Origin of the sequence: Paenibacillus sp. LK1 (genome assembly GCF_002750415.1) — a bacterium.
GTDB lineage: Bacteria > Bacillota > Bacilli > Paenibacillales > Paenibacillaceae > Paenibacillus > Paenibacillus taichungensis.
The window spans coordinates 68690-90116 of the sequence record NZ_PEII01000009.1 but is presented as its reverse complement, the minus strand read 5'-3'; the positions used below and the strand labels follow the sequence as shown (position 1 = coordinate 90116).

The window sequence follows — 21427 nt, the reverse complement described above, 5'->3', positions numbered from 1 at the left end:
ATTCTAAAATTGTTTTTGTTAAAGGAGTATATAATGAAATCGAACAAACCTAGAACGTTACAAAAAAATATAGAGTTTTTCACGGCTGCACTATCCCAATGCACGGTAACTGCATGGCAGGAAGATCCGGCTGGCGTATATTGTGAAGTGGGCCGTGGCATCGTAGAACAGATCAGCGAAGACAGTGTGAGAATTCGCAACGACAACGGTACGAAGAGTCATTATGACCGGGATATCACGATGTTCCAAACCGAAAAATAATTTTGCGTATATATGAAAAAAAGACTAGCTTTCCGGAAAAGAGTGTTGTATACTCTTGGCACAAGGAAAGGAGGTGCGTCAACATATCTAATCACATGTTGAACGTGTCCCTTACCCGATCCACTAGCTCAAAATAAACTGATTCTGGTGGAGGCGCGGGATACGGATCAAGGTTTCAAAAAGCGCCACGGGTAGAAAAGCCGTCTTCGGACGGCTTTTTGTTTTGTCTTTTTTCGGGAGAGGTTAAAAAAACAACCAAAAGATTGGAAATGGACCCTGTAGCTGAGTAAATGATGCTCGATATAATTAGGTTGCAACTCAACCTATATTCGAGGAGGCATATTGTAATGTTCAAAAATGTAAGGGGTTTCAAAACATCCATCGCTCTGGTCTTTGTTTTGTTATTCACCTCCATTATGCTGCCGGCAGGCCAGCATGCCAGTGCTGCACCGAGCTTCGCCAAAGGAGCCGACATCAGTTGGGTGCCTGGGATGGAAGCGCAAGGTTACAAATGGAAAGACAAAAACGGCGTACAGCGTGATATTATTGATATTTTGAAAAATGATTACCAGATCAACTCCGTTCGTATTCGTGTCTTTGTTAATCCTTCGAATGATTATGGTAACGGTTACATGAATAAAGATCGTGCAGCTGCTCTGGCCCTGCGTGCCAAAAATGCAGGTATGAGTGTCATGCTGACCCTACACTACAGTGATTCCTGGGCTGATCCGGGTCAGCAAACGAAACCTGCGGCTTGGAAAAACTACACGTTCCAACAGCTGATGGATGCTGTATGGAATCACACGCGTGAAGTCATGACGGCCATGCAGAGCAAAGGCGTAACCCCGGACTGGGTACAAATTGGTAACGAAACAAGCAACGGTATGTTATGGGAGGATGGAAAAGCATCCACCAACATGAAAAATTATGCGTGGCTGGTGAACACGGGCCATAATGCCGTAAAATCCATCAGCACCAACACCAAAACAATTGTTCACCTCGCAGGTGGGGACGATAATGCCCTCTATGTATGGAATATCGGTGGTCTGATCGATAACGGTGCCAACTTTGACATGATTGCCATGTCCCTCTATCCTTCCGCTTCCGGCTGGAACACGGCTGTCACCAATGCTGTGAATAATGCCAAGGATCTGATCAACCGGTATGGTAAGGAGATTATCGTATCGGAAATCGGGATGGATAATACCCAACCGGCAGCTGGTAAAAGTTTCGTCGCAGCGATGAAAACGCAATTCCGCAACCTGCCGAGCAGTAAAGGTAAAGGTGTATTCTATTGGGAGCCTGAAGCAACGCCGGGCTACAACGGCGGTTACAGTAAAGGTGCATGGCAGTCTAACGGCTTGCCGACTGTAATGTTGGAAGGATTTATCGACTAAACACGGAGATAAGTGACTGGTGAGCAGTAGGTGGGCGTTACGGGTACGGATCGTTCTTCTGATCGCTGTTATCCCCGGATTTTTTTGAATGTCCTATTTCATAGGACAAAATCCGGGGATAAAGGCGACCGCTACCGCTTCTTCAGAATCGATTCCGTCCCTCCACTACGCTCGCTGCTTATGAGACACTTCTAAAATGTGTTTAGTAGGAATTTGGGGTAATAAAAGAAAAAGGCGCTACTTCCGTTAGGGAGTAGCGCTTTTTTGGGGGTTGTAGTTAGTTGTTTGGGTAGTTGCGTTAAGCTAGGAAGGTATATTAGCTTCTTCGGTTCGGCTAGTTGGGTTAGATAGGTTAGATCGAATTTGTTGAATTGGTTCATGTTAATTAGGAACGCTTGATGAATCTGAACGTAAATAGTCTTATCGCTCATATACTTATATAATAAAGATAAAAGATTCAGACAACACATGTGCAACCTTATTTCAAAGGTGGGGAATATATATGGGATTTTTAAAAGAACTGGGTCAGTTTGCTGGAGAAGTTACCGGAAAAGTACTGGGCGGCACCGTCCGAGTGGCTGGAGAACTTACAGGAAGTCCATTCATTAAAGAAATTGGTAATGGCGTAGAAAAAGCTACGATTAATACAGGGAAAACGGTAGGACAACTTGCCAGCGGTACATATGATATGGCGAGTGGTGTGATCAGAAAAGACAATACAACGTTAGATGCGGGACTTGCCGATATTGGAGGTGCTGTTTCTAATACAGCTAAAGGCGTAGTGGTATCAGCTAAGTATGTGTATAACGGCGGCAAAGATGTGGTTGTCGGCATGAAAGACGAGGACATGGAGAGAGTAAAGCTCGGGGCCAAGAATCTAATTGCCGCTGCGGCAGTCACTACATTGGCTGTAGGACTCGTTGAGGTTGTCGATGGTGTTGAAAGTATGGAGTCGGCAGAGTCCGTAGAATTGATAGAAAATCCAAATACAGATGACGTTACACCTCACTAGCATCGAGGATATTAGAGCTTCAACTTCATACGAAAAAATTGGACGCTAATCAGTATAATGATTGGCGTCCATTTTTCATCTTCAAGTTCAATTCAATTACTTCGCTTCGCCTACAACCGTAAAGCGTTCGTTCTTATGCTGCGGGTTTTCGATCTCATCGACCAAAGCGATGGCATAGTCAGCATAGCTAATGTAGCTGTTGCCTTCGCTGTTTACCAAAATCTGATCTTTACCGGACTGGTACTTGCCTGTGCGTACACCCTCTGGATTAAAGAATCCAGCCGGGCTCAGGAACGTCCATTGGATACCTGAGGAAGCTTGCAGATCCTGCAAGTTTTTACCCTGGTTGGTTGCTGTTGCTTTGTATGCATCAGGGAACCCTGGGGAGTCTACTACCCGCAAGGTTTGGGTTTCATCTGTGAACAGACTGCCTGCACCACCAACAACGATCAGACGAGTATTCGGCGCCTCTTTCAGAATATTAATCAGGGCTTGTCCTGCTTCCACATGCAGATTCTCTTTACCGGCTGGTGCACCAAATGCATTGACGATTACGTCGAATGATTTGGCATCCTCTGCCGTGAGGTCGAATACATCTTTTTCAAGTACACTCAGACTTTTATCTTCTACCTTAGATGCACTACGAACGATCGCTGTCACTTCATGCCCTCTATCCAATGCTTCTTTCAAAATCAAATTCCCTGCTTTGCCTGTCGCGCCAATAATTCCAATCTTCATCATAATCTCTCCTTTGTGATTAGGCTCTGTTAAATTTCATATTGTAACTATATTAGTTACAATATAACTTGTCAACTTAACCTTTCTATAAAAAAGCGTCCAGGTTCCCACTTAATATGAACAACCAAAGTACATACCAAACCACCACGCAAAAAAAGACCTCCATAACAGGATTAGCACAAGACTAATCCGCTATAGAGGTCGCGATTCGCAACTATTAACAATCTTTATCCGGTACGCCTGCTTCTTCCCTCGTACGGAAAGATGATCCACAGCCGCATGTTGCCACTGCGTTCGGGTTGTGAATGGTGAAACCGCCGGACATGCCGGATTCTTCAAAATCAATTTCAAGACCGCGACATACCAGATGGTTGAGCTCTTAAATGACTAAATCTTAGGTATTATGAATTGTATCAACACTTGTTAATTGCAATGTTTCTGACTTGAGTACAACGTTAATCCCATTGTACATTAAGTGTTATTCTACAGCAAGATTAGAGCTTCAATATAGTGCCTAGAGTTTTAATATTAAAAGTGTCTCTCATTCATTTGTTAACATGTGTTAGCTGAGTACTTAGCAGAACAAATAGTTCTTGAGGCAGTCCCGTAATTTGACACAGGAAATGAAGTAGAGTTTTAGCTGCTAGATTATTCTCTTTGGAATGACTAAATAGAGAAGAAATTTCTTTTTCATTCACTTTCTTGGATTTCATGTCATATTCCATCAGAACAAAATCTAGATATCTAAGGACATCATAATAACTGTGAGGACTATTTGATATCCGTAGAATTACATCATAAAATGCATCAAAATAACTAGGAGCTTTTAGATTGACATTCTGCTTACTAGTTGGTAACACAAAATCCGGAAATTGTTGTTTTAAGAGTGCATATGCTATTTTGAAAGATGCATCGACCAATTCTAGGCGCTTAGATAAAGGAATGTCACTAGATATTAAACGCTCTGAAATTATCTCTTTCTTTTCCGAATCAGAGAAATAATACACTTCCTTCAAGATGTTTAACGTAGCCATTGTAAATAGTCCTACCAATTCGTATATGGCCCATTTAATTGCCTTTAGTTGGTCTTCTTCGAGGGATAATGTCACGAGAGCAGATAGCTCTCTTAAGGCTGTTATAGACTTTTTTATCCTCGAATAATCATCCATAATCCAGTAATCACTTTTAATAAAATTGCTAATTTTCTTGTACACGTCATTAGTCGGTATTTTTAGCTTTCCAAAATTGGTGTCAACAGTGTGGAGATTCTTATAATCCCAAGAACCTCTCCAATCTTCTGGTTTTATATCGTAATCTTTCTCGAGCTTCTCAATTAAATTCACATCAAGAATTTGAATCCCAGACTTCCTTGCATACTCTTTGGTAGTAATTCTAACCCCACTTTTTACAAAGATAATATCATCAGCATTCACTGTGGTTTGTATACCCTTTATCCAAGATATTCTTTCATGGGGTCTGGATTGACCCGATTTACAATCAACCCATATTGATTTATTCGAAAAGTCTCTGTGTATATAAACACCAAAAACATCCAAGTCAGTTATTGGGTCAGCATTGTCCTCTTGCGAAGTCCTTATCACTACACCCACTTTTGGAAAGTAACCCATTTTAAAGACAAGCCGCTTCATCCGATACTCAAGCAAATCTCCGGTCGATATTCCCCTATTGTTTGACTTATCGTACTTAGCTCCACTCCCACTTGTTTTACCCTTAGATTTATAACCAGCCCTCTTGGGCTGGCTAGAGATAGGAGGTACTGGTGCAGGGATTTCATTCAATTGACTTGCCTCTGCCTTTTCAATTGAATCACTTTCCTTACTTACATCACTTGATTTTTGGTCTACTGAATGTTTATCGACCTCTGTCTTGTTCTCATCTCCTGACAATGCCTATCACCTCTTTTTTATAGAAGTTCATCTCTCAACACCTGATTTAGATATTCCTCAGCTTCTTTCACCTGGTCTGGAACCTCTCCAAGCTTGATTCTTGATTCCTCAGGGCTGATATAAGAACCTGTGTCAGCTAACTCACCATATTGTCGAATGTCGGTTTCACCTGCTAAGTGATAATCAGCACTCTTCACAATTTCTAAAGCAGCTTCGGCAACATCTCTTCTAATTAGTTCAAGGAAATAACCAGATTCGTTTCTTTGCCTCCAATAGCTGTATTTTGTCCCATAAGTCACTTTAATGATACCTTTTTTCTCTAACAGAGTGTAATCAGTCTCATTTGCTGCATGCGGACCAATTTTCCCTCTATCAAGAAGGAACCTCAAAAACTTTTCTGGGCTTTCTATGGTAGAATAGGGAGTATAATGTTCACCGAATCTGATTGAAGCCAGTAATAGCTTCACATCATCAAGAATATCATCATCATAGCCACCACTACCTAATAAATTTGAACTAAATCCAAATTCTTTTTGCAATCCTCTGCTAGATAATATTACAATTGGATTTATCATGCCTGTCTTTTTCGCAAGCATAATTAGTTTTTCATCTAATGGAGGCAACTTTTCCAGAGGATGTCCCTGCGCATATTGTATAATTTCAATGACTTCCTTAAGGCTCTGTTTATTATCCATATCCAAGTTTGAAACAGCCATCGCTATTTTCTCATGATTCGGGCCCCATACATACTCATTACTAATAATTTTATCCGTACTATTTGTCTTACTCAACATCTGAATTAATCTGAATTGATTTTGTAGAGTGAAGGCTAGATTGATATCTTGTTCTAGAAATCCCCTACCTGTAAGCAGTTCAGTTAAATCTCGATGTAGATACGGAATCTTCTTAGTTTCATCCATTGTCTCAATTGTCAGACGCTCAACACTTGATGGATTAGACCTTTCAAACACCTCACCAGTGATTTCTAGCACGCTGCTGTTAGTGAAGACATATTCTTCTACACCAACTATATCACCAGCAGAACTTCTCAAAATTTTCACTTTTTTATCTGAAGCATCTGCAAGATGAGGTAATACAATTTTATGAAGCTCTTGTCTAGAGATACCTACCTGATTGGCCATCTTTTCAATTTTTTTAATATTACCTATTTGTGAATTACCTCTTAATACACCAAGTAATCTTCCAGCTTTACCTGCTACATTAAGCCCATCAAATTCATCAAGATTAGAACTATCCGTCCTAAACTCTTTAAGATGCTTTTGAGTTGCAATTGACCAGTATCCTGATTTTATTTTGTTTTCATCAGACACCACAAATTCCTCCAGCCCAGTTATTGAACAATTAGTAAATTATTCTATCACTAGTATAATAGAACTATTTTAGATTACAACAAAAATAGGACCTGTTTCTTATAAAACTATTCTTTATTCAGGGGTGATTCTAATGAGAGCGACCATTTACCATTTTCCTCCAGAACTAATTGCATTACTTATCGATACTATCCCACTACTGAATCGTTCTAAACCAGATGTAATTTCCTTTTTTCGAGGAGCCGGGGTTGCTGAGAACACTCTATACGATGTTGCACAAGCCGTTAAAGAAAATCCAAAACTAATTAGTAAATATGAAATAGCACGAACCATTCTAACTCGTCTTAATGAAAAAGGAGATGGGGCTCTTAGTGAGCGTAGGGAAATCCTGAAAAGAATTATTGAATTTGAGAGTTTCGAAGTATGCTGGGATAACGATAGACTTAAAGCAATTGGATTAGTAAGTGAAATTAGACGAATTGTTAACACTAAAGACAGTTTCTCAAGAATGAAAGCTGAAAAAGAACGAATCGAAAAACAAAAAAGAGATGAGTACTTGCTTAAAGTTCAAAAAGCACGAGAGATAACTTTAGCAAAGAACAAATTTAAGGATGAGATTAATAAACTACTTCTTATGCAAGACCGTCAAATGAGAGGAAAACTATTCGAACAAGTAATGAACAACTTATTCAAGGCATCTGGAATTTTAATGTCTGAAGCGTTCACACTAAATGGCGATAACAAAGAGGGTATTACTGAGCAGATTGATGGGGTTATTGAAATTGATAATGAGTATTACCTAGTGGAAATGAAATGGTGGGGGCAATCAGTTGGAACAGATGAAATTGCACGTCATCTAGTTAGAATATTTAGTCGTAATCAAGCAAGGGGAATCTTCATTGCTGTTAATGGTTTTACACAACCAGCGATTACAATGAGTAAAGAATCTTTAAATCTTGCTGTATCAATTCTTTGCGACCTCCAAGAAATAATTCGTTTACTTGAAACTGAAGGAGATATAAAACATTTCTTTAAAAAGAAGATAGAGGCAGCAATTATTTATAAAAATCCTTACTTCAACACATTGACAAACGAATACTAATTGTATATATTGTTTATATCTGGAAGAACCAGTGAACCCCCTATGAGAAGCACTCATTAGGGGGCTTTTTGTTTTGTCGTCCTCACACAGTAATTAAGTCCACAAACTTTCATAAATTTGTGCGAATACAACTATTTAGTCCAACTCTCAGTTAACTCTTTAAAATCGACTTCTAACCACTCTTTTTTCCAATGTTCTAGATATAGTATGTCATTGGAAGAGGGAAAAGGATTACATCTATCTATTGTCACAAGTGAAGGCATGATAATTGCATCACCTAACAAAATAGCGTCGCCTTCTTTTAAATTCGGCAAAGAATCTGTTAGTGGACCCAAATTATCAGGCAGTAACCGTTTTACATAGTTTTGGTCTTCTGGATTAGTTAACCTCATAGCAACAAAATTATTACATTGCGAAAAGATTGTTTCAGAAATTTCTGAAGGTCTCTGGCTTACTATCATTGCTGTAACTCCGTACTTCCTTCCTTCCTTGGCAATCCTTTCAATTGATATTCTACATGAGTTATATTTTGCCGATTGTACCTTTGGCACATATTTATGAGCTTCTTCATAAACAATCATAATCGGGGCCTTCTCATTACCTTCAGAAAAAGTCTTCTTAAAGTAATAGCCAAACTCAAATATGATTCTAGAGATTAAAGACACTGTAATACTTAGGACCTCAAAAGGTACACCGCTTAAATCAATTATTGTTATATTATGATTTGATTTGCTTCCTTGATTAGGAATTTGATAACCGAGAAATTGCATTAATGTTTCTTTAAATGTAATAGTTTCTGCCCTTCCCTTAGTCAAAAAAGATAGGCGTTCATCATTGAGTTTATTTTCCATTCTAGAAATAAAATTAAGAAAATCACCAAAGTTAGGCCCAGCAGCTGTACCTAAAGGTTTGAGTATCGAATCGAACATTAGACTAACATTACTACTTGTTATTTCAAATTCTTTACCACTTCCATCATCCCAAACAATTTTATTCTCCTTGTTTTTACGATTATTATTTTTGTTTGTAATATAAGTCAAGACTTCATAAATATTAAATTTAAAAGGAGCATCATACGTTATAAATTTCGGATTCACATCAGGATTATGACGCTTTTTATTCAATAACACAGCTTCTTTGAATACGTTCCTTTGATTATGGTCATTAGCCTCAGTATCAATAAATAATTCTTGAAGTTCCTCACTGTTCATCAACCAATAAGGAAGGACTAAATTATTCACATTAATATAGTTAGCATCTGGGAAAGCCTGGTGATATTCAGAGTGTAAATCAAATAAAACAATATGAGAATTGTTTAACCCCTCATAACCTTGATTTCTAATCATAGTTGCTTCCTGAAGTATTTTTGCAACAGTATGTGATTTACCAGAGCCTGTTGAACCTACAACTGCAATGTGTTTATTAAAAAACTTATCTCCGTTTACAGGGACTTTTATAGAATTATCCTGTGAAAGTGATGAGAAATAAAAACGTTTGCCCATTTCAATATCATCATAAATTCGTTGTATTTCCTCTTTCCTTGCAGGTTCAACATCTGTAGGAGGAATAGCTATATTATTACCTCCTCTAGTGAAGTTCCCTTCATTATCAAGAAATCCAATGGGCACAGCTTCAATGATATATAAACTTTCCGAGTTCTCTTCTTTCTGTATTGTATAGTTTTCAATTATACAAATTAATGCACAATCATCACTATCGGAAACCCTAAGGTAGGAGCCTACTGAGAATTTTTCACTCTCAACTTTAAATAGTTCAATATTTTTTATTTCAATTTTTATTTTGTTTGGTAGAACAGAAACTACTTTAGCAATTTTCTCATCAATATCAAATAAACTCATTTTACACCCCTACTATAAATTAAATTATTTTTATTATTTGTGTAATTTCATCAAGATGTATATGTACGATATTATGACTTCCTGCCTGGATGTCATCGTATTCTTTCAAGTAAAAGTGGAAAATTTGATTAATATAGCTAGCACTCAGCAATTCACAAAAATCCTTTGCTCCAATGATTTTAAATTTGCAGTCTTCACTCTTTTCCGTAAATCTCTCAATTCTGAATCTATCTCCATCAAAATAGGTTCCATCGTTAAACTTTTCTCCATTATCAAATATAAGTTGTTTTAATTTGTCGATACGGTCCTTGCTTAATTTTCTAAAACAAAATATAGGAGGAGGAGACTTGCTTGACCTTTTATATTTACTTATTATTCTAGCCATTATTGTTAGTATAATTGAATTATCTATTTCATCTTCAAAATCAATAATAAACAACCTTTGTAAGTTAAACAGATTCAAACCAACTGTGAAATACTTACTCTTAAGATACCTCTCATACTTTTCTTTACCTAAGTAATTTGAATAACCTAAATCAAAAAACAGCTTTTTTGCATCTTCTACATACACGTCTAACTTAAGCTTATTGATGTAACGTTTTTCTTTATCTTTATTTATTGCTAATTGAAGTAAGTGAGAGCGTATCATCGCATGATGAATAATTGCACTTTCATTATCACGTAAACCATATTGAGATTTTATCATAGTGATAACTTCATCAAATTGAGTAACAAAATCATCAGTGTAGCATAGTATAAAACTTTCAATGAATTTGTTTTTCTGAGGTACAGAATACGCACTGCTTTTGTCTGAGAGGATAATATCTAATTCGTTTATACTTAATTTTTTTGTATGTCTGACTGTATTTTTGAAATAGCAATGTAAACGATACTTTTTTCTATCGTTCTCTTTGTGTAAATCCAATAATTGAATAATTGGCTTCTTTATTTTGCTCGGACTATACACCTGAGATTCTTTGTGCTTGACTTGGATTATGAAGTCTTCGTAACTTATATCTTGTACCTGCTCAAACAATACATCTTGCAAAGGATTCTTCAATACTTCTTTTATAGTCATATCGAATTGATACAAGAAACCCTTTACTGCGTAGTAACCACCATCTCTTTCCTCTTTTTTTTCCCTAAGAACGGTCATATCATTAACACCTCTCTCGAGCAGTAGATAACTATTTCTATTCTACTATTTTCCTTCAGTGGAATTTGTCGAATTATGAACAATACTGTTTGCTTTAAACAAAAAAAAGCCAACATCTATCATAAATTAAGATAAACCGACTTTTACAAAGCTCAGAACGAGAAGAAGATTAAAACTTCTGATAATATACCTTATCTGAAGTGGGGGAGGGGGATATTCGCCGGAACGGAATCAGAACGAGGAAGTTAGGGCTACGCAGGGTCACACACAAAAACTCCGGTTTACCAAGCGCACTTTAGTTAGATGAAGTATAAGTCATGATTATGTATCCATCGGTTCCAACGACAACATTCTGCTAAGCAACATTTTGGTTGGCAATATTCTGACAAGTCCATAACATCCTTTTATCTGAATCTTAGCGCCGCCACCCATAGGAATGATTACGTAAGCGCTTAGATTTGGACGACGACTTGCATAAGATATATTTTATCCATTGGCAAGTAGAGTATAATTTTGATTTAATACGTCATATTGTTCATTCCTCTGCCAATGCATATTTGATTTTAAACATGCGGAATATATTTCATTCCAGTTCAGGCGGCAAGTACCTAACCATTTAACTAAGATGACTGGGTACTTCAATCATATATATGTTATATCATTATCTCAGCTATATATTCTTTGCTAATGCCTATAATTTGAATCGTCAACAGAGACATGTTGAATAAGATTGACGATTGCTTGCTTCGCTTAGCGGTAAACGGATTATTTTGGGTAATAAACAACCTAACACCTTTGCCTATAATTATAACTTTAATAATTATATATATCTTCTAAGATAAGAGAGATACTACTTTTGGGAAATCCCTGAAACCCTTATGGCTCTAAGGCTGAGACCACTTTAAAGTTTGCAAAAATACCCCTCGGTTGTTCAATATTCCTGCAAAAATACCCCTCGATTGAGATTGCATTTGCCTTTTATAAAATTTGTGTATATCACTTTCCGGTACATGGTAGAGGAACAGCGCATTAATTACGGCTCTGTTCCGTCAAAGTAAAGTCTGATTTCACTAGTTCTGGTGCAACACCTCTATAGAATAATGATGGATTGACTTTGTAAACACTGTTCTTGCCAGCCTTAAACGAACCGAACACATGCACGCCAGATAGTTTAATTCTAAGATGTTCCTTGACATTCTTTTCGTCCATACCAGTGATTTCTACTACATCCCTTAGAGATAGTGCTTCTGCACTGGAAAAATCCTTTTCGTAAGGATTCCTTACAAGGTGATTACTTTCAAAGTGCATATATGGGAGTATACGATATAAGAAACCAATATCAGCGGGCTTTATATCCTGCTGACTGTACAGTTCATGCATAGCTTCAATGAAAACCTTGACTAGTCTATTCTCTTTGCTTGTTCCCCTTAGGCAATAGGCTTTACTGATGTAAAGCGCTTCATATTCTTTCTTAAATAAAGAAACCCTTTGGCTTTGTATTAAGCCTAGTTCCATGAACTTTCTTAGCAAGTTTGAATATGTTCTTTTATCTCTTATCCTTAGCACTTCCGCTAGTCCTTTCTCAGTCATAGGTATTCTTGCATCTAACGACATTTTAAGCATGTTATCATAACCTATATATGATTGAAGCACCAAAAAATACCCCAACTCCTTTGTACTCAACCTCTCCATTGTCGCTAATTGTTTTGCTCCTTCCATATTCACCATTGTAAATGGAGTTTCCGTCCTGTTCCTGTAAGTCTCCAGCTTCCCCCTCCTTCTAGCCGCTTCCCGCATTTCAGGGGTTATTACTATGCAATCGGTTCGTTCTTCCCCATTCCCATCTATTACTCTATTAACTCTACTTCTCTTTAATCTTTTGTCTGCTTCTTCGAGTAGCTCACGCGCTATACTCATTCTTTTCCCGCTCCTGCCGCCATAACTTTGTTAGATTCAATCCATTTAGCCACTTCAGCAAGCTGATACCTGACCATGTTGTATGATAATTTGACAGAAGGTAATCCCTCATGTTTCCATCTGCATAGCGTACGCTTAGAAATGCCGTACATGTCACAAACTACATTTGAACTCACTAAACTTTCCATTAACACTTCTCCTTTGAATAATCTTCTATAAATAGAGCTTTAATTCAGTCCTAATATGCCTTATTCGGACACATCTATATATTTAAGTGAACAGCTTCAAAAATCCCCACACAGTCAAATAAAATTTAAACTCAATATGGATGTTGGAGAGGAACGCGGGAACCGAACGTGTAGAATGCTGATACTGCCAAAGTCGCCAAAACAAAAAAAGACGACCTCCGTTTTGGAAAGTCGTCTATACAATCAAATATTAGATTTTAAGGAGAAGTACAGTCTTTTCTTTCCTACTGAAATCCGAGGACTTTGCGGCGGCGGGAAAGATAAATATTAGTCCTGCTTGTCCTCACGATTTTTAATAAATTCAATGAACTCTTCCGTTGTCTCCCATCCTTGAATGACCCTATCTATTCTACGAACTAACTCGTAGTTAGCGTCTCCCCCAAATCTATATTGCCCAAAAACCATTTTTATCAAATGGTTTAATTTTTTGCGAGTATTTTCAGTATATTGATTAAACTCACCAGCCATCTCCAAGCACATCAAAGCTGTTTCATCTTCGATAATTTGCTCTAACGGCTTTTTTGTGCTCATAGCGCCCACTCCTAATAATTAATATATTCGTTGTTCCGCCGACTTCAATCTTCTCGTCTTTTCTTCTCATTTGAGGACTTCATTTGTTCCTCTGTAAGTCTCTTAATAGGTTTTGGTCTCATAAGTGCATACTTCTGTAATGCTTTTGCTCTTCTGTATTCGTCAAATTGGATAATCTGGGTCCTTTTTTCACTCATTATTAGTTCAACACCTCACTTCTTAAATTTCTGTTCTATAAGATAAACGACGATTCCAAATATAGCTCCGATAACAAACCAATAAGACTTTATAAAGGCTTTTGTAGATTCACCTATGTTAATGTCTTGATAAGTTAAAAAAACGCTTAAAAGCACAGAAAACACCCCCTTTATCAAGATTGGGGGTGTTGAATTATAAATAAATTATAAGGTGCTGTCCCTCCTTATTATAACATTTTTTTAGAAGAAGAAATCAATAAACTCTATTCCCTCCTCTTAATGTTTTAATAAGGCTGAAATCACCATGTTGCTTGAGCAAGTCCTGACTATCCATTTGAATGTATCTTCTAGTCATCCTTAAGTCATAATGGCCTAAAATCCTCTGTAGAGTAAATGGGTCTCCTCCGTTAAGAATATAATTTTTCGCCATAGTATGTCTGAAAATATGAGCAGTACATTTGATATCACGACCAAATCCCGCTTTTTGCCCATAATATTTCAACCTTTTATTAAATTGATTCTGGCCCAATGGGTCACCGTAACAAGATAAGAACAGTCTACTCGACGCAAAACTTCTTCTGTTCTCAGAAACTAATTGATGCAGGAGTTTTACGGTTAGATGAGACATAGGGACAATCCGCGGCTTCCTGTTTTTATTTTGCTGCCCTGATAATGTTATAAGTCTTGATTGAAAATCAATATCCTCACATTTTAAGCTCATCAGTTCATTAGCACGCATTCCTGTATCCAGAAGGAGAACCATAGCTACATAATCACGATACCCAACAAAATCTTTTTGATTAGGCTGGCTAAGTAAGATTTTTATTTGTTCTGAGGTTAAAGCTTCCACTAAGTCCTCATCAGTCCGAATTAATTTAATACTGTTTGTCGGATTCATCTCAATAATCTCATCTCGTTCTAACTGATTAAAAATTGCTTTTAAAGTACGTAAGCGAATATTTATTGTGGTATCACTAAGTCCTGTTCCATGTTCTCCAATTATGTGCTTGTGTCCTTCGTAACGTTTGGCATCATGTTTCATATAGTTCACATGATTCCTAATCATTTCAGTTGTTATCTGTCCTACTTCATGAATTTCGTAATTCTTCTCGACCCAAGTTATAAAATAACCCCAATGCTTAGCATAATCAATTAAAGTACGCTCTCTTAAACCCTCCGACTTCTTAGTTGTAATTACATAGTTTATTCCTTGTTCAAAGGTGTAAGCTGGATAAACCTTATTATTGATTGTCATTCTTCGTTCACGTTTTTTTAGCACAAAAAAACCTCCTGAATTAAGTATAATTTTCGTTATACTCAAGTCCAGAAGGTGTAATCAACAATCCAAAATCATAAATTATAGGGTTGAGTTCACCTAAATAAATGATTATGAATTGTATTTTCCACAAATACAATTAACATTCCAATTCACAACTCTTGCCCACAGATTAAAATCAACTACTGAAAGGCTCAAACCCGCACCAGATTAGCAATCTTTATCCGGTACACCAGCTTCTTCACGCGTACGGAAGGATGAACCGCAGCCGCATGTTGCCACTGCGTTCGGGTTGTGAATGGTGAAACCACCGGACATGCCGGATTCTTCAAAATCAATTTCCAGTCCATTCAAATATTTCAGGTTTTCCTTCTCCACAACAACCTTCATATTCTGAATATCCATATAGAGGTCCTCATCGGACTCTTTATCGTCAAAGCCCATGGCGTACGAAAATCCGGTACAACCGCCCGGTGCTACTCCAAGACGCAAGAACATACCAGGTGTCTCTTGCTGTGCAAGCATTTCTTTCAATCTGTCTGCAGCCGTTTCGCTGATGCTAATCATGCCAGGTCACTCTCCTTTTTCATATAAAATCATGTTCAAAAAGGGCGCTTTTCAGTACCAAGAAGATGGGATGAAGATAGAAATGGAGTAGCGGAGCGTAGGCAAAACTACGTGAGCAACGGACATTTCGGCTGAATCCCATATTCGACGCTGAGATGCCGCTAGGCATCCTTCGTAATCAAAAGCGTACTTTTTTGAACAACTTTTCGTTAACTCTTCTTTAAATTATACTCCACCCCGTCAAGGGGCTCAAGTCATCTTTGCCAGTTTCCGCGTTCCCCCTTAACTCCTTTTTCTTCCCAGTGTATTGAACCCCCGGGATACGAGGTTTATAATGAGTAGGTGATCGCTTTGAAATGTCGATTTTTTGTCATGACTTATTCAGGTGATGATCATATATAGAGTTGTAATTTTTTTCACATTTCGAGACTGTACGCAGTCCCCAATGCATATAGAGTCAAAAGACTCATTTTGATGAAAAATTAGCTTTACGTACGCAGCACAGGCTGCACCGGGTAAATAAGAGTTAGTCCATATAAGAAGCGGCAGATGACCGCATCTTTTCTATGTAGTTCTGTAAGTAAGTCCTACACACAACTCAATTCCGGTTAAGAATAGGAGGATACAAAATGTCTACATTGGTAACACCGTTCACAGACAAAAGAATGGCTGAGATCGTTGAGAAAGTGCAGAACGGCGTAAGGCTGACCGTAGAAGACGGCGTTTATCTGTATGAATCGGATGATCTGCTGACTTTGGGCCAACTGGCCAATGAGGCCAACTTGCGTAAGAATGGCAAGAAAGTTTATTTTATTGAAAACATGAGCCTTTATTTTACCAACGTATGCGAAGCCCACTGTGCCTTCTGTAACTTCCGTAAAGATCAGGGCGAAGATGGCTCTTACACATTGTCCGGTCAGGAAATGATTGATTACGTAGAACAGCATATTCACCCAGGTGTACGCGAGTTCCATATTGTAGGCGGACATAACAACCATGTTCCTTTTCAATATTATGTCGATTCCTTGCGTGCTTTAAACGAGAAATATCCGGACGTTACGCTGAAAGCCTACACGGCTGCCGAGATTGATTTCTTCACTCGCATCAGCGGACTGAGCATCAAGGAAGTACTACAAGAACTGCAAAAAGCAGGTCTGAAATCACTGACTGGTGGCGGCGCTGAGATCCTGTCCGATGAATACCGCAAAAAAATGCGCGTAAACAAAGCGAACGTTGACCGTTATCTGGAAGTGCACCGTACTGCTCATAATCTGGGCATGCGTACCCATACCACGATGCTTTATGGATCCATTGAGTCCTATGAAGATCGTGTGAACCATATGGTACAGATTCGTGAATTGCAAGATGAAACCAACGGATTCATGGTCTTTATCCCGCTTTCCATGCAGCCGAAAAGCAAAAACGCCAGCATCATGCGTCGTAACTCTGCATACGAGGATCTCAAAACGATTGCGATTAGCCGTCTGATGCTGGATAACATTGATCATATCAAAGCCTACTTTATTAACATCGGTCCACAGCTGACTCAAGTCGCTCTGGGATTCGGTGCTTCGGATGCACACGGCACGATCGTTCGCGAACGGATTAGTCATGCTGCAGGTGCACTAACACCTGAAGGTCTCACACGTAAAGAGCTTATATGGTTAATTAAGGGTGCTGGACGCATTCCGGTTGAACGTGATACGTTCTACAATGAAATTCAAGTGTACGAATAACATGTTAGCATGAGCATCATTCCCATAAGCGACTTTCATTCTACCCGGGAGCGTTTGGCATGGAGTGGTGCAGATTGCTGAAGCATATCTGTAATTTTAAATGCCTATTTTCAATTATTTCAAATCCAGATTAAAAAACAGGAGCAGCTATGTTATTGCATAGCTGCTCCACAGGTTACAGCCCCGTTCACACGGGACTGATGCAGAAAGGAAGCCGAGTCATGAAAAATTTCGTCATTCTCGGAGGCGGCTACGGTGGCCTCACGATTATCAAGGAACTTCTGGAAGGCAAGATCCCGTCAGATACACAAATCGTGTTGGTGGACCGCAGTCCCTTCCAAGGATTGAAAACTGAATATTACGCACTCGCAGCAGGGACCGTATCCGATTATGACCTGCGTATCCAATTCCCAGTCAGCGACAAAGTCACTTATCGTTACGGAGAAGTAACTTCGATTGACTTGGAACAGCGTCAGATTGAATTTGAAGGCCAGGACCCGTTGGAGTATGACAAGCTCGTAATTGGACTTGGATGTACAGACCGATTCCACAATACGCCGGGAGCCGAGGAATATAGCTGTACAATTCAAAGCTTCAGCAAAACACGGGAAACCTACCTTCGTCTTAACGAAGTTAAAGCTTATGGTAATGTGCATATCGTCGGCGGTGGATTGAGCGGCGTCGAGATGGCTGCCGAGCTTCGTGAGAGCAGACCGGACCTGAACATCAGTATTCTGGACCGTGGTGAACGAGTATTATCCGCTTTTCCCCAGCGCTTGTCCGCTTATGTTCATGAATGGTTTGGTGAACATCAGGTCGAGACACGCGGACATATTGCTATTTCCCGACTTGAACCAAATGCCATTTTCAACCGGGATGAAGAAATTTTAACGGATGCGGTAGTCTGGACAGCCGGCATTCAGCCCGTAAAAGTCGTACAGGATCTCGATGTGACCAAGGATCCACAAGGTCGTGTTGTACTGAACGAATATTATCAAATTCCGGAATATACCGATGTCTATGTAGTAGGTGACTGCGCCAGCGTGCCTTATGCACCAAGCGGTCAGGCTGCCGAAGTACAGGGTGAACAAATCGCCCATATTCAGCATGCCCTCTGGAAAGGCGAAAAGCCCAATCCGCAGCCACTCAAGCTTCGTGGCACACTCGGTGCACTCGGCAAGAAGGCTGGATTTGGGCTGATGGGCAAAACGTCCATGATGGGACGTGTTCCACGTATTCTAAAAAGCGGTGTGCTCTGGATGTCCAAGCGTCATCTCGGTTAATCGAGATCCAACTCATCCCAGGCATCGGCTTCGGCAATTTTGGCCAAGATGGCGTTATATAAATCCTCCACTTTGTCGGTGATAACTAACTCACCATTCACTAGTGCAAATGGAGTCATGTAACATTGGCCGCAATTGCTGAGGCAGCCGTATTCTATCACATCATAGTCTGGATTTTCTTCCAGTTGATCCATGACTTCATCTGTGCCAAAATGCATATTATTGGCACAAAATTCAATAATCGGTCTCATGTAGGTTCACCTGCTTTGTTTGACCATTTTAATTTGTGGCCAATTGTAATATACTATAGTGAGGAAAGGAGTTGAAAAAAATGAGCGAAAACGCACAAAGCACCATGTATGATGAGGTATCTGAAGTGCTTGACAAACTTCGTCCGTTCCTGCAACGCGATGGCGGTGACGTGGAACTGGTCGACGTGGAGGACGGTATTATTAAGCTGAAACTGGTCGGTGCCTGCGGCAGCTGCCCAAGCTCCACCATTACCTTAAAAGCCGGGATTGAACGCGCCCTTCTCGAAGAAGTTGAGGGTGTCGAAGAAGTCGTACAAGTATTCTAATCAATCCTTCACGAAATAAACCTCAAGAGCCTTTCGCTTCGCATGAAGCGGAGGGCTCTTTTTTTGTGCTATGCATCCTCACGCTGTATGTTAGGACGAATCGGATCAAGTCCTCCAGATACATCCATAATGTTACCTGTTATAAAATCGGAATGATCCAGACACAGATAAGTGATCACCCGCGCAATATCTTCACCGCTCCCAGGACGTCCTCTCGGCGTTTCCTCGTCGGTTATACCTGCCATCTCATCAATCGTTTTCTCTTTGTTGGCACCGCGAATATCACCTGGACAGACCATATTAACCGTAATGCCGTAGGGAGCTTCCTCCACAGCAAGTGTCTTTGTAAATGAAACCAGACCTACCTTCGCAGCAGCATATACCGCCCGATGAGGCCATGACCTCGCTTCTCCCGCATGACTGAAGCCAAAATGTATAATTCGTCCCCACTGCTTGCGCCGCATCTCCGGCAATACACGCTGATCTAGCAGCATCGGTCCAAGCAGGTTTCCTTGCACAAGCATCTGAACCTCATCTTCGGAATACTCGGCAAACAGTCGTCGTTCACGGACAAAAGGGCCTGCGTTGTTCACAAGAATATCAATGCTGCCCAGTTTCTCTTCAACCTGTGCAACGAGCATGGTGATCTCTTCTGTCTTGGAAATATCGGCCTGAATGGCAATACACCGCACTCCTTTGGCGATAATCTGAGCCTGTAATGCCTCAGCTTCCGTACGGCTATGTACGTAATTCAGAGCAATATGACAACCCTGATCCGCCAGACTGAGGGCCGTCATTTTACCAAGACCTTTGGCACTTCCCGTTATGAGGGCAATCTTTCCCTTCACGTTCATCCCCCTCTTCAAAGAGCAGTCACTCATCCAGTATAAAAGATTTATCATCCCCCCACAACTCGCGTTTCCCACTAATCTGTACCATTTGCAAGAAAGTGTAAAATAAGGACTAAATACTTAGCTTTCAAACCACTGAAATAAAGTGAATTAGGTCTTTTGGAGGAAAAATAACCCTTTATATCCATATTCCCCTTGTCGGGTTTGAGTACCTATGGTACTGTCGATAAGTCCTTATTTTCTTATGATTATAACGACACAATACATATGTTCATGTAAATGACAACATTGCATGACAACTTCGAAAGGAATACAGCGTAAATGAAAAGATGGTTAGCCTCTCTACTTGCAATTTTGCTTATCGCCTCATTTCAAGCTCCATTCTCGACCACAGCATCTGCAGAAAGTGAAAGCAATAGTTCCACCGAAGATTATCAATGGATTGACGGGCCTTCAAACGTAGTACTTGATAACAAAGCAACATTAAACGTAGCTGAAAATCTCTCCTATCTCGATGCAGCTAACACCCAAAGGTTCCTTGAAGACACGGAATCCTTCCCCAATGGAACGGAAATCGGAAGTATCTATGGCGCCGGCGAAAACTCTAACTGGTATGTTATCTTTGAATATAACGATACCGGTCATGTCGATGACAGTGAAAAAGACGATCTGGACGCCGATGAACTGCTCGATAGCTACAAAAGAGGTACAGAAGAACAAAATGAGAAAACGACACCCGAAAATCAGCTGTTTATCACCGGATGGGAAATTGAGCCCGCCTATGACAGCAGCAAACACCAATTGATCTATTCTCTTGGTCTTGAGGATGCAGAACGGGAAAAACTCGTCAATTACAATGTGAATGTACTCACCCGTGAAGGATACATCGGTGTTATCCTCGTTACGGATAGTGCCAATTTTGAAGAAAACCGCAAACAGTTTGAAAACTCCGTGCTTAACCAGCTCAACGTGATCAAAGGAAACACCTATGAAGAGTTTGATGCATCCGTTGACAAAAAATCAGAACTCGGCCTGACCAGTCTGATTCTCGGTGGTGCTGGTGTAGCTGTAGCTAAGAAAGTCGGATTATTGCTTTTGCTCAAAAAAGGGTGGTTTGTTATCGTGGCCGCCATTGTTGGTGCTTTCGGATGGATTCGTCGCAAGCTGACTGGACGCAAAAAGGATGCTGAACCAGGAGATCAGAATTCGCTGTCTCCTGTAGAGGAAGCTTACCAACAGCATGCTGCTGGACAGGAGTCCGCAGGCTCTGATAGCCAACAGACAAATGGACATTCGGATACTGATCCGAATAAGCGTTAAGCTTATAATTAATGTACTTATAATAATAAGTACTACATCGAAGTGCCCTTACATCAAAACGTTCTATAACATGATGTACAAAACAAAGCCCTGCATTCTCTATAAAGAGGATGCAGGGCTTTCTTTAGTAACGCCGTAAGAAGTGGCTCCGAGTACAACTT

20 protein-coding genes and 1 pseudogene are annotated in these 21427 nt (G+C 39.7%); 8 read left to right on the top strand and 13 right to left on the bottom strand.

Annotation, left to right across the window (positions count from 1 at the left end):
- The first annotated feature begins 33 nt into the window (after window positions 1-33).
- The 3 genes from CS562_RS20190 to CS562_RS20175 all read left to right on the top strand — a co-directional run bounded on the left by CS562_RS20190 (window position 34) and on the right by CS562_RS20175 (window position 2670).
- On the top strand, window positions 34-261 hold the full coding sequence (locus CS562_RS20190) for a hypothetical protein (RefSeq protein ID WP_072735535.1): 228 nt from the start codon (window positions 34-36) through the stop codon (window positions 259-261).
- 416 nt (window positions 262-677) lie between these two features.
- Window positions 678-1658: a glycoside hydrolase family 53 protein gene (locus CS562_RS20185; protein ID WP_236703614.1), complete on the top strand. Its 981-nt coding sequence runs from the start codon at window positions 678-680 to the stop codon at window positions 1656-1658.
- A gap of 502 nt (window positions 1659-2160) precedes the next feature.
- On the top strand, window positions 2161-2670 hold the full coding sequence (locus CS562_RS20175) for a hypothetical protein (protein WP_072735485.1): 510 nt from the start codon (window positions 2161-2163) through the stop codon (window positions 2668-2670).
- A 96-nt stretch (window positions 2671-2766) separates the two neighbouring features.
- On the opposite strand, the gene CS562_RS20170 is transcribed toward CS562_RS20175, so the two are convergent.
- The 4 genes and pseudogenes from CS562_RS20170 to CS562_RS20155 all read right to left on the bottom strand — a co-directional run bounded on the left by CS562_RS20170 (window position 2767) and on the right by CS562_RS20155 (window position 6646).
- Complete coding sequence (locus CS562_RS20170) at window positions 2767-3408, bottom strand: NAD(P)-dependent oxidoreductase (RefSeq protein WP_099858038.1); 642 nt, start codon at window positions 3406-3408, stop codon at window positions 2767-2769.
- A 217-nt stretch (window positions 3409-3625) separates the two neighbouring features.
- Window positions 3626-3763 (bottom strand): annotated as a pseudogene (locus CS562_RS33540) (HesB/IscA family protein); the annotation flags it as partial.
- Window positions 3764-3953: 190 nt separating this feature from the next.
- A complete protein-coding gene (locus CS562_RS20160) occupies window positions 3954-5315 on the bottom strand; it encodes a hypothetical protein (protein WP_099858037.1) in 1362 nt (453 codons plus the stop codon).
- A gap of 17 nt (window positions 5316-5332) precedes the next feature.
- On the bottom strand, window positions 5333-6646 hold the full coding sequence (locus CS562_RS20155; protein ID WP_099858036.1) for a hypothetical protein: 1314 nt from the start codon (window positions 6644-6646) through the stop codon (window positions 5333-5335).
- A 133-nt stretch (window positions 6647-6779) separates the two neighbouring features.
- Here CS562_RS20155 and CS562_RS20150 point away from each other — a divergent pair, with 133 nt between their 5' ends.
- A complete protein-coding gene (locus CS562_RS20150) occupies window positions 6780-7748 on the top strand; it encodes a restriction endonuclease (RefSeq protein WP_099858035.1) in 969 nt (322 codons plus the stop codon).
- 131 nt (window positions 7749-7879) lie between these two features.
- Here CS562_RS20150 and CS562_RS20145 read toward each other — a convergent pair whose 3' ends face one another.
- The 7 genes from CS562_RS20145 to CS562_RS20115 all read right to left on the bottom strand — a co-directional run bounded on the left by CS562_RS20145 (window position 7880) and on the right by CS562_RS20115 (window position 15499).
- Entirely contained in the window at window positions 7880-9607 is a 1728-nt protein-coding gene (locus tag CS562_RS20145) for an ATP-binding protein (protein ID WP_099858034.1), read from the bottom strand.
- Between the two features lie 19 nt (window positions 9608-9626).
- A complete protein-coding gene (locus CS562_RS20140; RefSeq protein ID WP_099858033.1) occupies window positions 9627-10763 on the bottom strand; it encodes a hypothetical protein in 1137 nt (378 codons plus the stop codon).
- 1029 nt (window positions 10764-11792) lie between these two features.
- Window positions 11793-12680 carry a hypothetical protein gene (locus tag CS562_RS20135; RefSeq protein ID WP_099858032.1) on the bottom strand — a complete coding sequence of 296 codons (888 nt, stop codon included), beginning with the start codon at window positions 12678-12680 and terminating at the stop codon, window positions 11793-11795.
- Window positions 12677-12868: a helix-turn-helix transcriptional regulator gene (locus tag CS562_RS20130; protein ID WP_099858031.1), complete on the bottom strand. Its 192-nt coding sequence runs from the start codon at window positions 12866-12868 to the stop codon at window positions 12677-12679. Before CS562_RS20130 ends, CS562_RS20135 begins: the two co-directional genes overlap by 4 nt.
- 327 nt (window positions 12869-13195) lie before the next feature.
- Window positions 13196-13459 carry a hypothetical protein gene (locus CS562_RS20125; RefSeq protein WP_099858030.1) on the bottom strand — a complete coding sequence of 88 codons (264 nt, stop codon included), beginning with the start codon at window positions 13457-13459 and terminating at the stop codon, window positions 13196-13198.
- A gap of 450 nt (window positions 13460-13909) precedes the next feature.
- Window positions 13910-14935, bottom strand: a complete 1026-nt coding sequence (locus CS562_RS20120) for a tyrosine-type recombinase/integrase (RefSeq protein ID WP_257219557.1) — start codon at window positions 14933-14935, stop codon at window positions 13910-13912.
- Between the two features lie 207 nt (window positions 14936-15142).
- Window positions 15143-15499, bottom strand: a complete 357-nt coding sequence (locus CS562_RS20115) for a HesB/IscA family protein (RefSeq protein ID WP_064635713.1) — start codon at window positions 15497-15499, stop codon at window positions 15143-15145.
- 629 nt (window positions 15500-16128) lie between these two features.
- Between CS562_RS20115 and mqnE the strand changes: the two genes are divergently transcribed.
- Complete coding sequence (gene mqnE, locus CS562_RS20110) at window positions 16129-17235, top strand: aminofutalosine synthase MqnE (protein ID WP_053783250.1); 1107 nt, start codon at window positions 16129-16131, stop codon at window positions 17233-17235.
- A gap of 221 nt (window positions 17236-17456) precedes the next feature.
- Window positions 17457-18518, top strand: a complete 1062-nt coding sequence (locus CS562_RS20105) for an NAD(P)/FAD-dependent oxidoreductase (RefSeq protein ID WP_076290910.1) — start codon at window positions 17457-17459, stop codon at window positions 18516-18518.
- Here CS562_RS20105 and CS562_RS20100 read toward each other — a convergent pair.
- Window positions 18515-18769, bottom strand: coding sequence for a YuzB family protein (locus CS562_RS20100; protein ID WP_063566116.1), 255 nt, complete (start codon window positions 18767-18769; stop codon window positions 18515-18517). The two genes, CS562_RS20105 and CS562_RS20100, sit on opposite strands and share 4 nt — an antisense overlap.
- 80 nt (window positions 18770-18849) lie before the next feature.
- On the opposite strand from CS562_RS20100, the gene CS562_RS20095 reads away from it, so the two are divergent.
- A complete protein-coding gene (locus CS562_RS20095) occupies window positions 18850-19095 on the top strand; it encodes a NifU family protein (RefSeq protein WP_024632664.1) in 246 nt (81 codons plus the stop codon).
- A gap of 68 nt (window positions 19096-19163) precedes the next feature.
- Here CS562_RS20095 and CS562_RS20090 read toward each other — a convergent pair whose 3' ends face one another.
- Window positions 19164-19943, bottom strand: a complete 780-nt coding sequence (locus tag CS562_RS20090; protein WP_099858029.1) for an SDR family oxidoreductase — start codon at window positions 19941-19943, stop codon at window positions 19164-19166.
- Between the two features lie 324 nt (window positions 19944-20267).
- Between CS562_RS20090 and CS562_RS20085 the strand changes: the two genes are divergently transcribed.
- Entirely contained in the window at window positions 20268-21266 is a 999-nt protein-coding gene (locus tag CS562_RS20085; protein WP_083679042.1) for a DUF2167 domain-containing protein, read from the top strand.
- Window positions 21267-21427 lie beyond the last annotated feature (161 nt).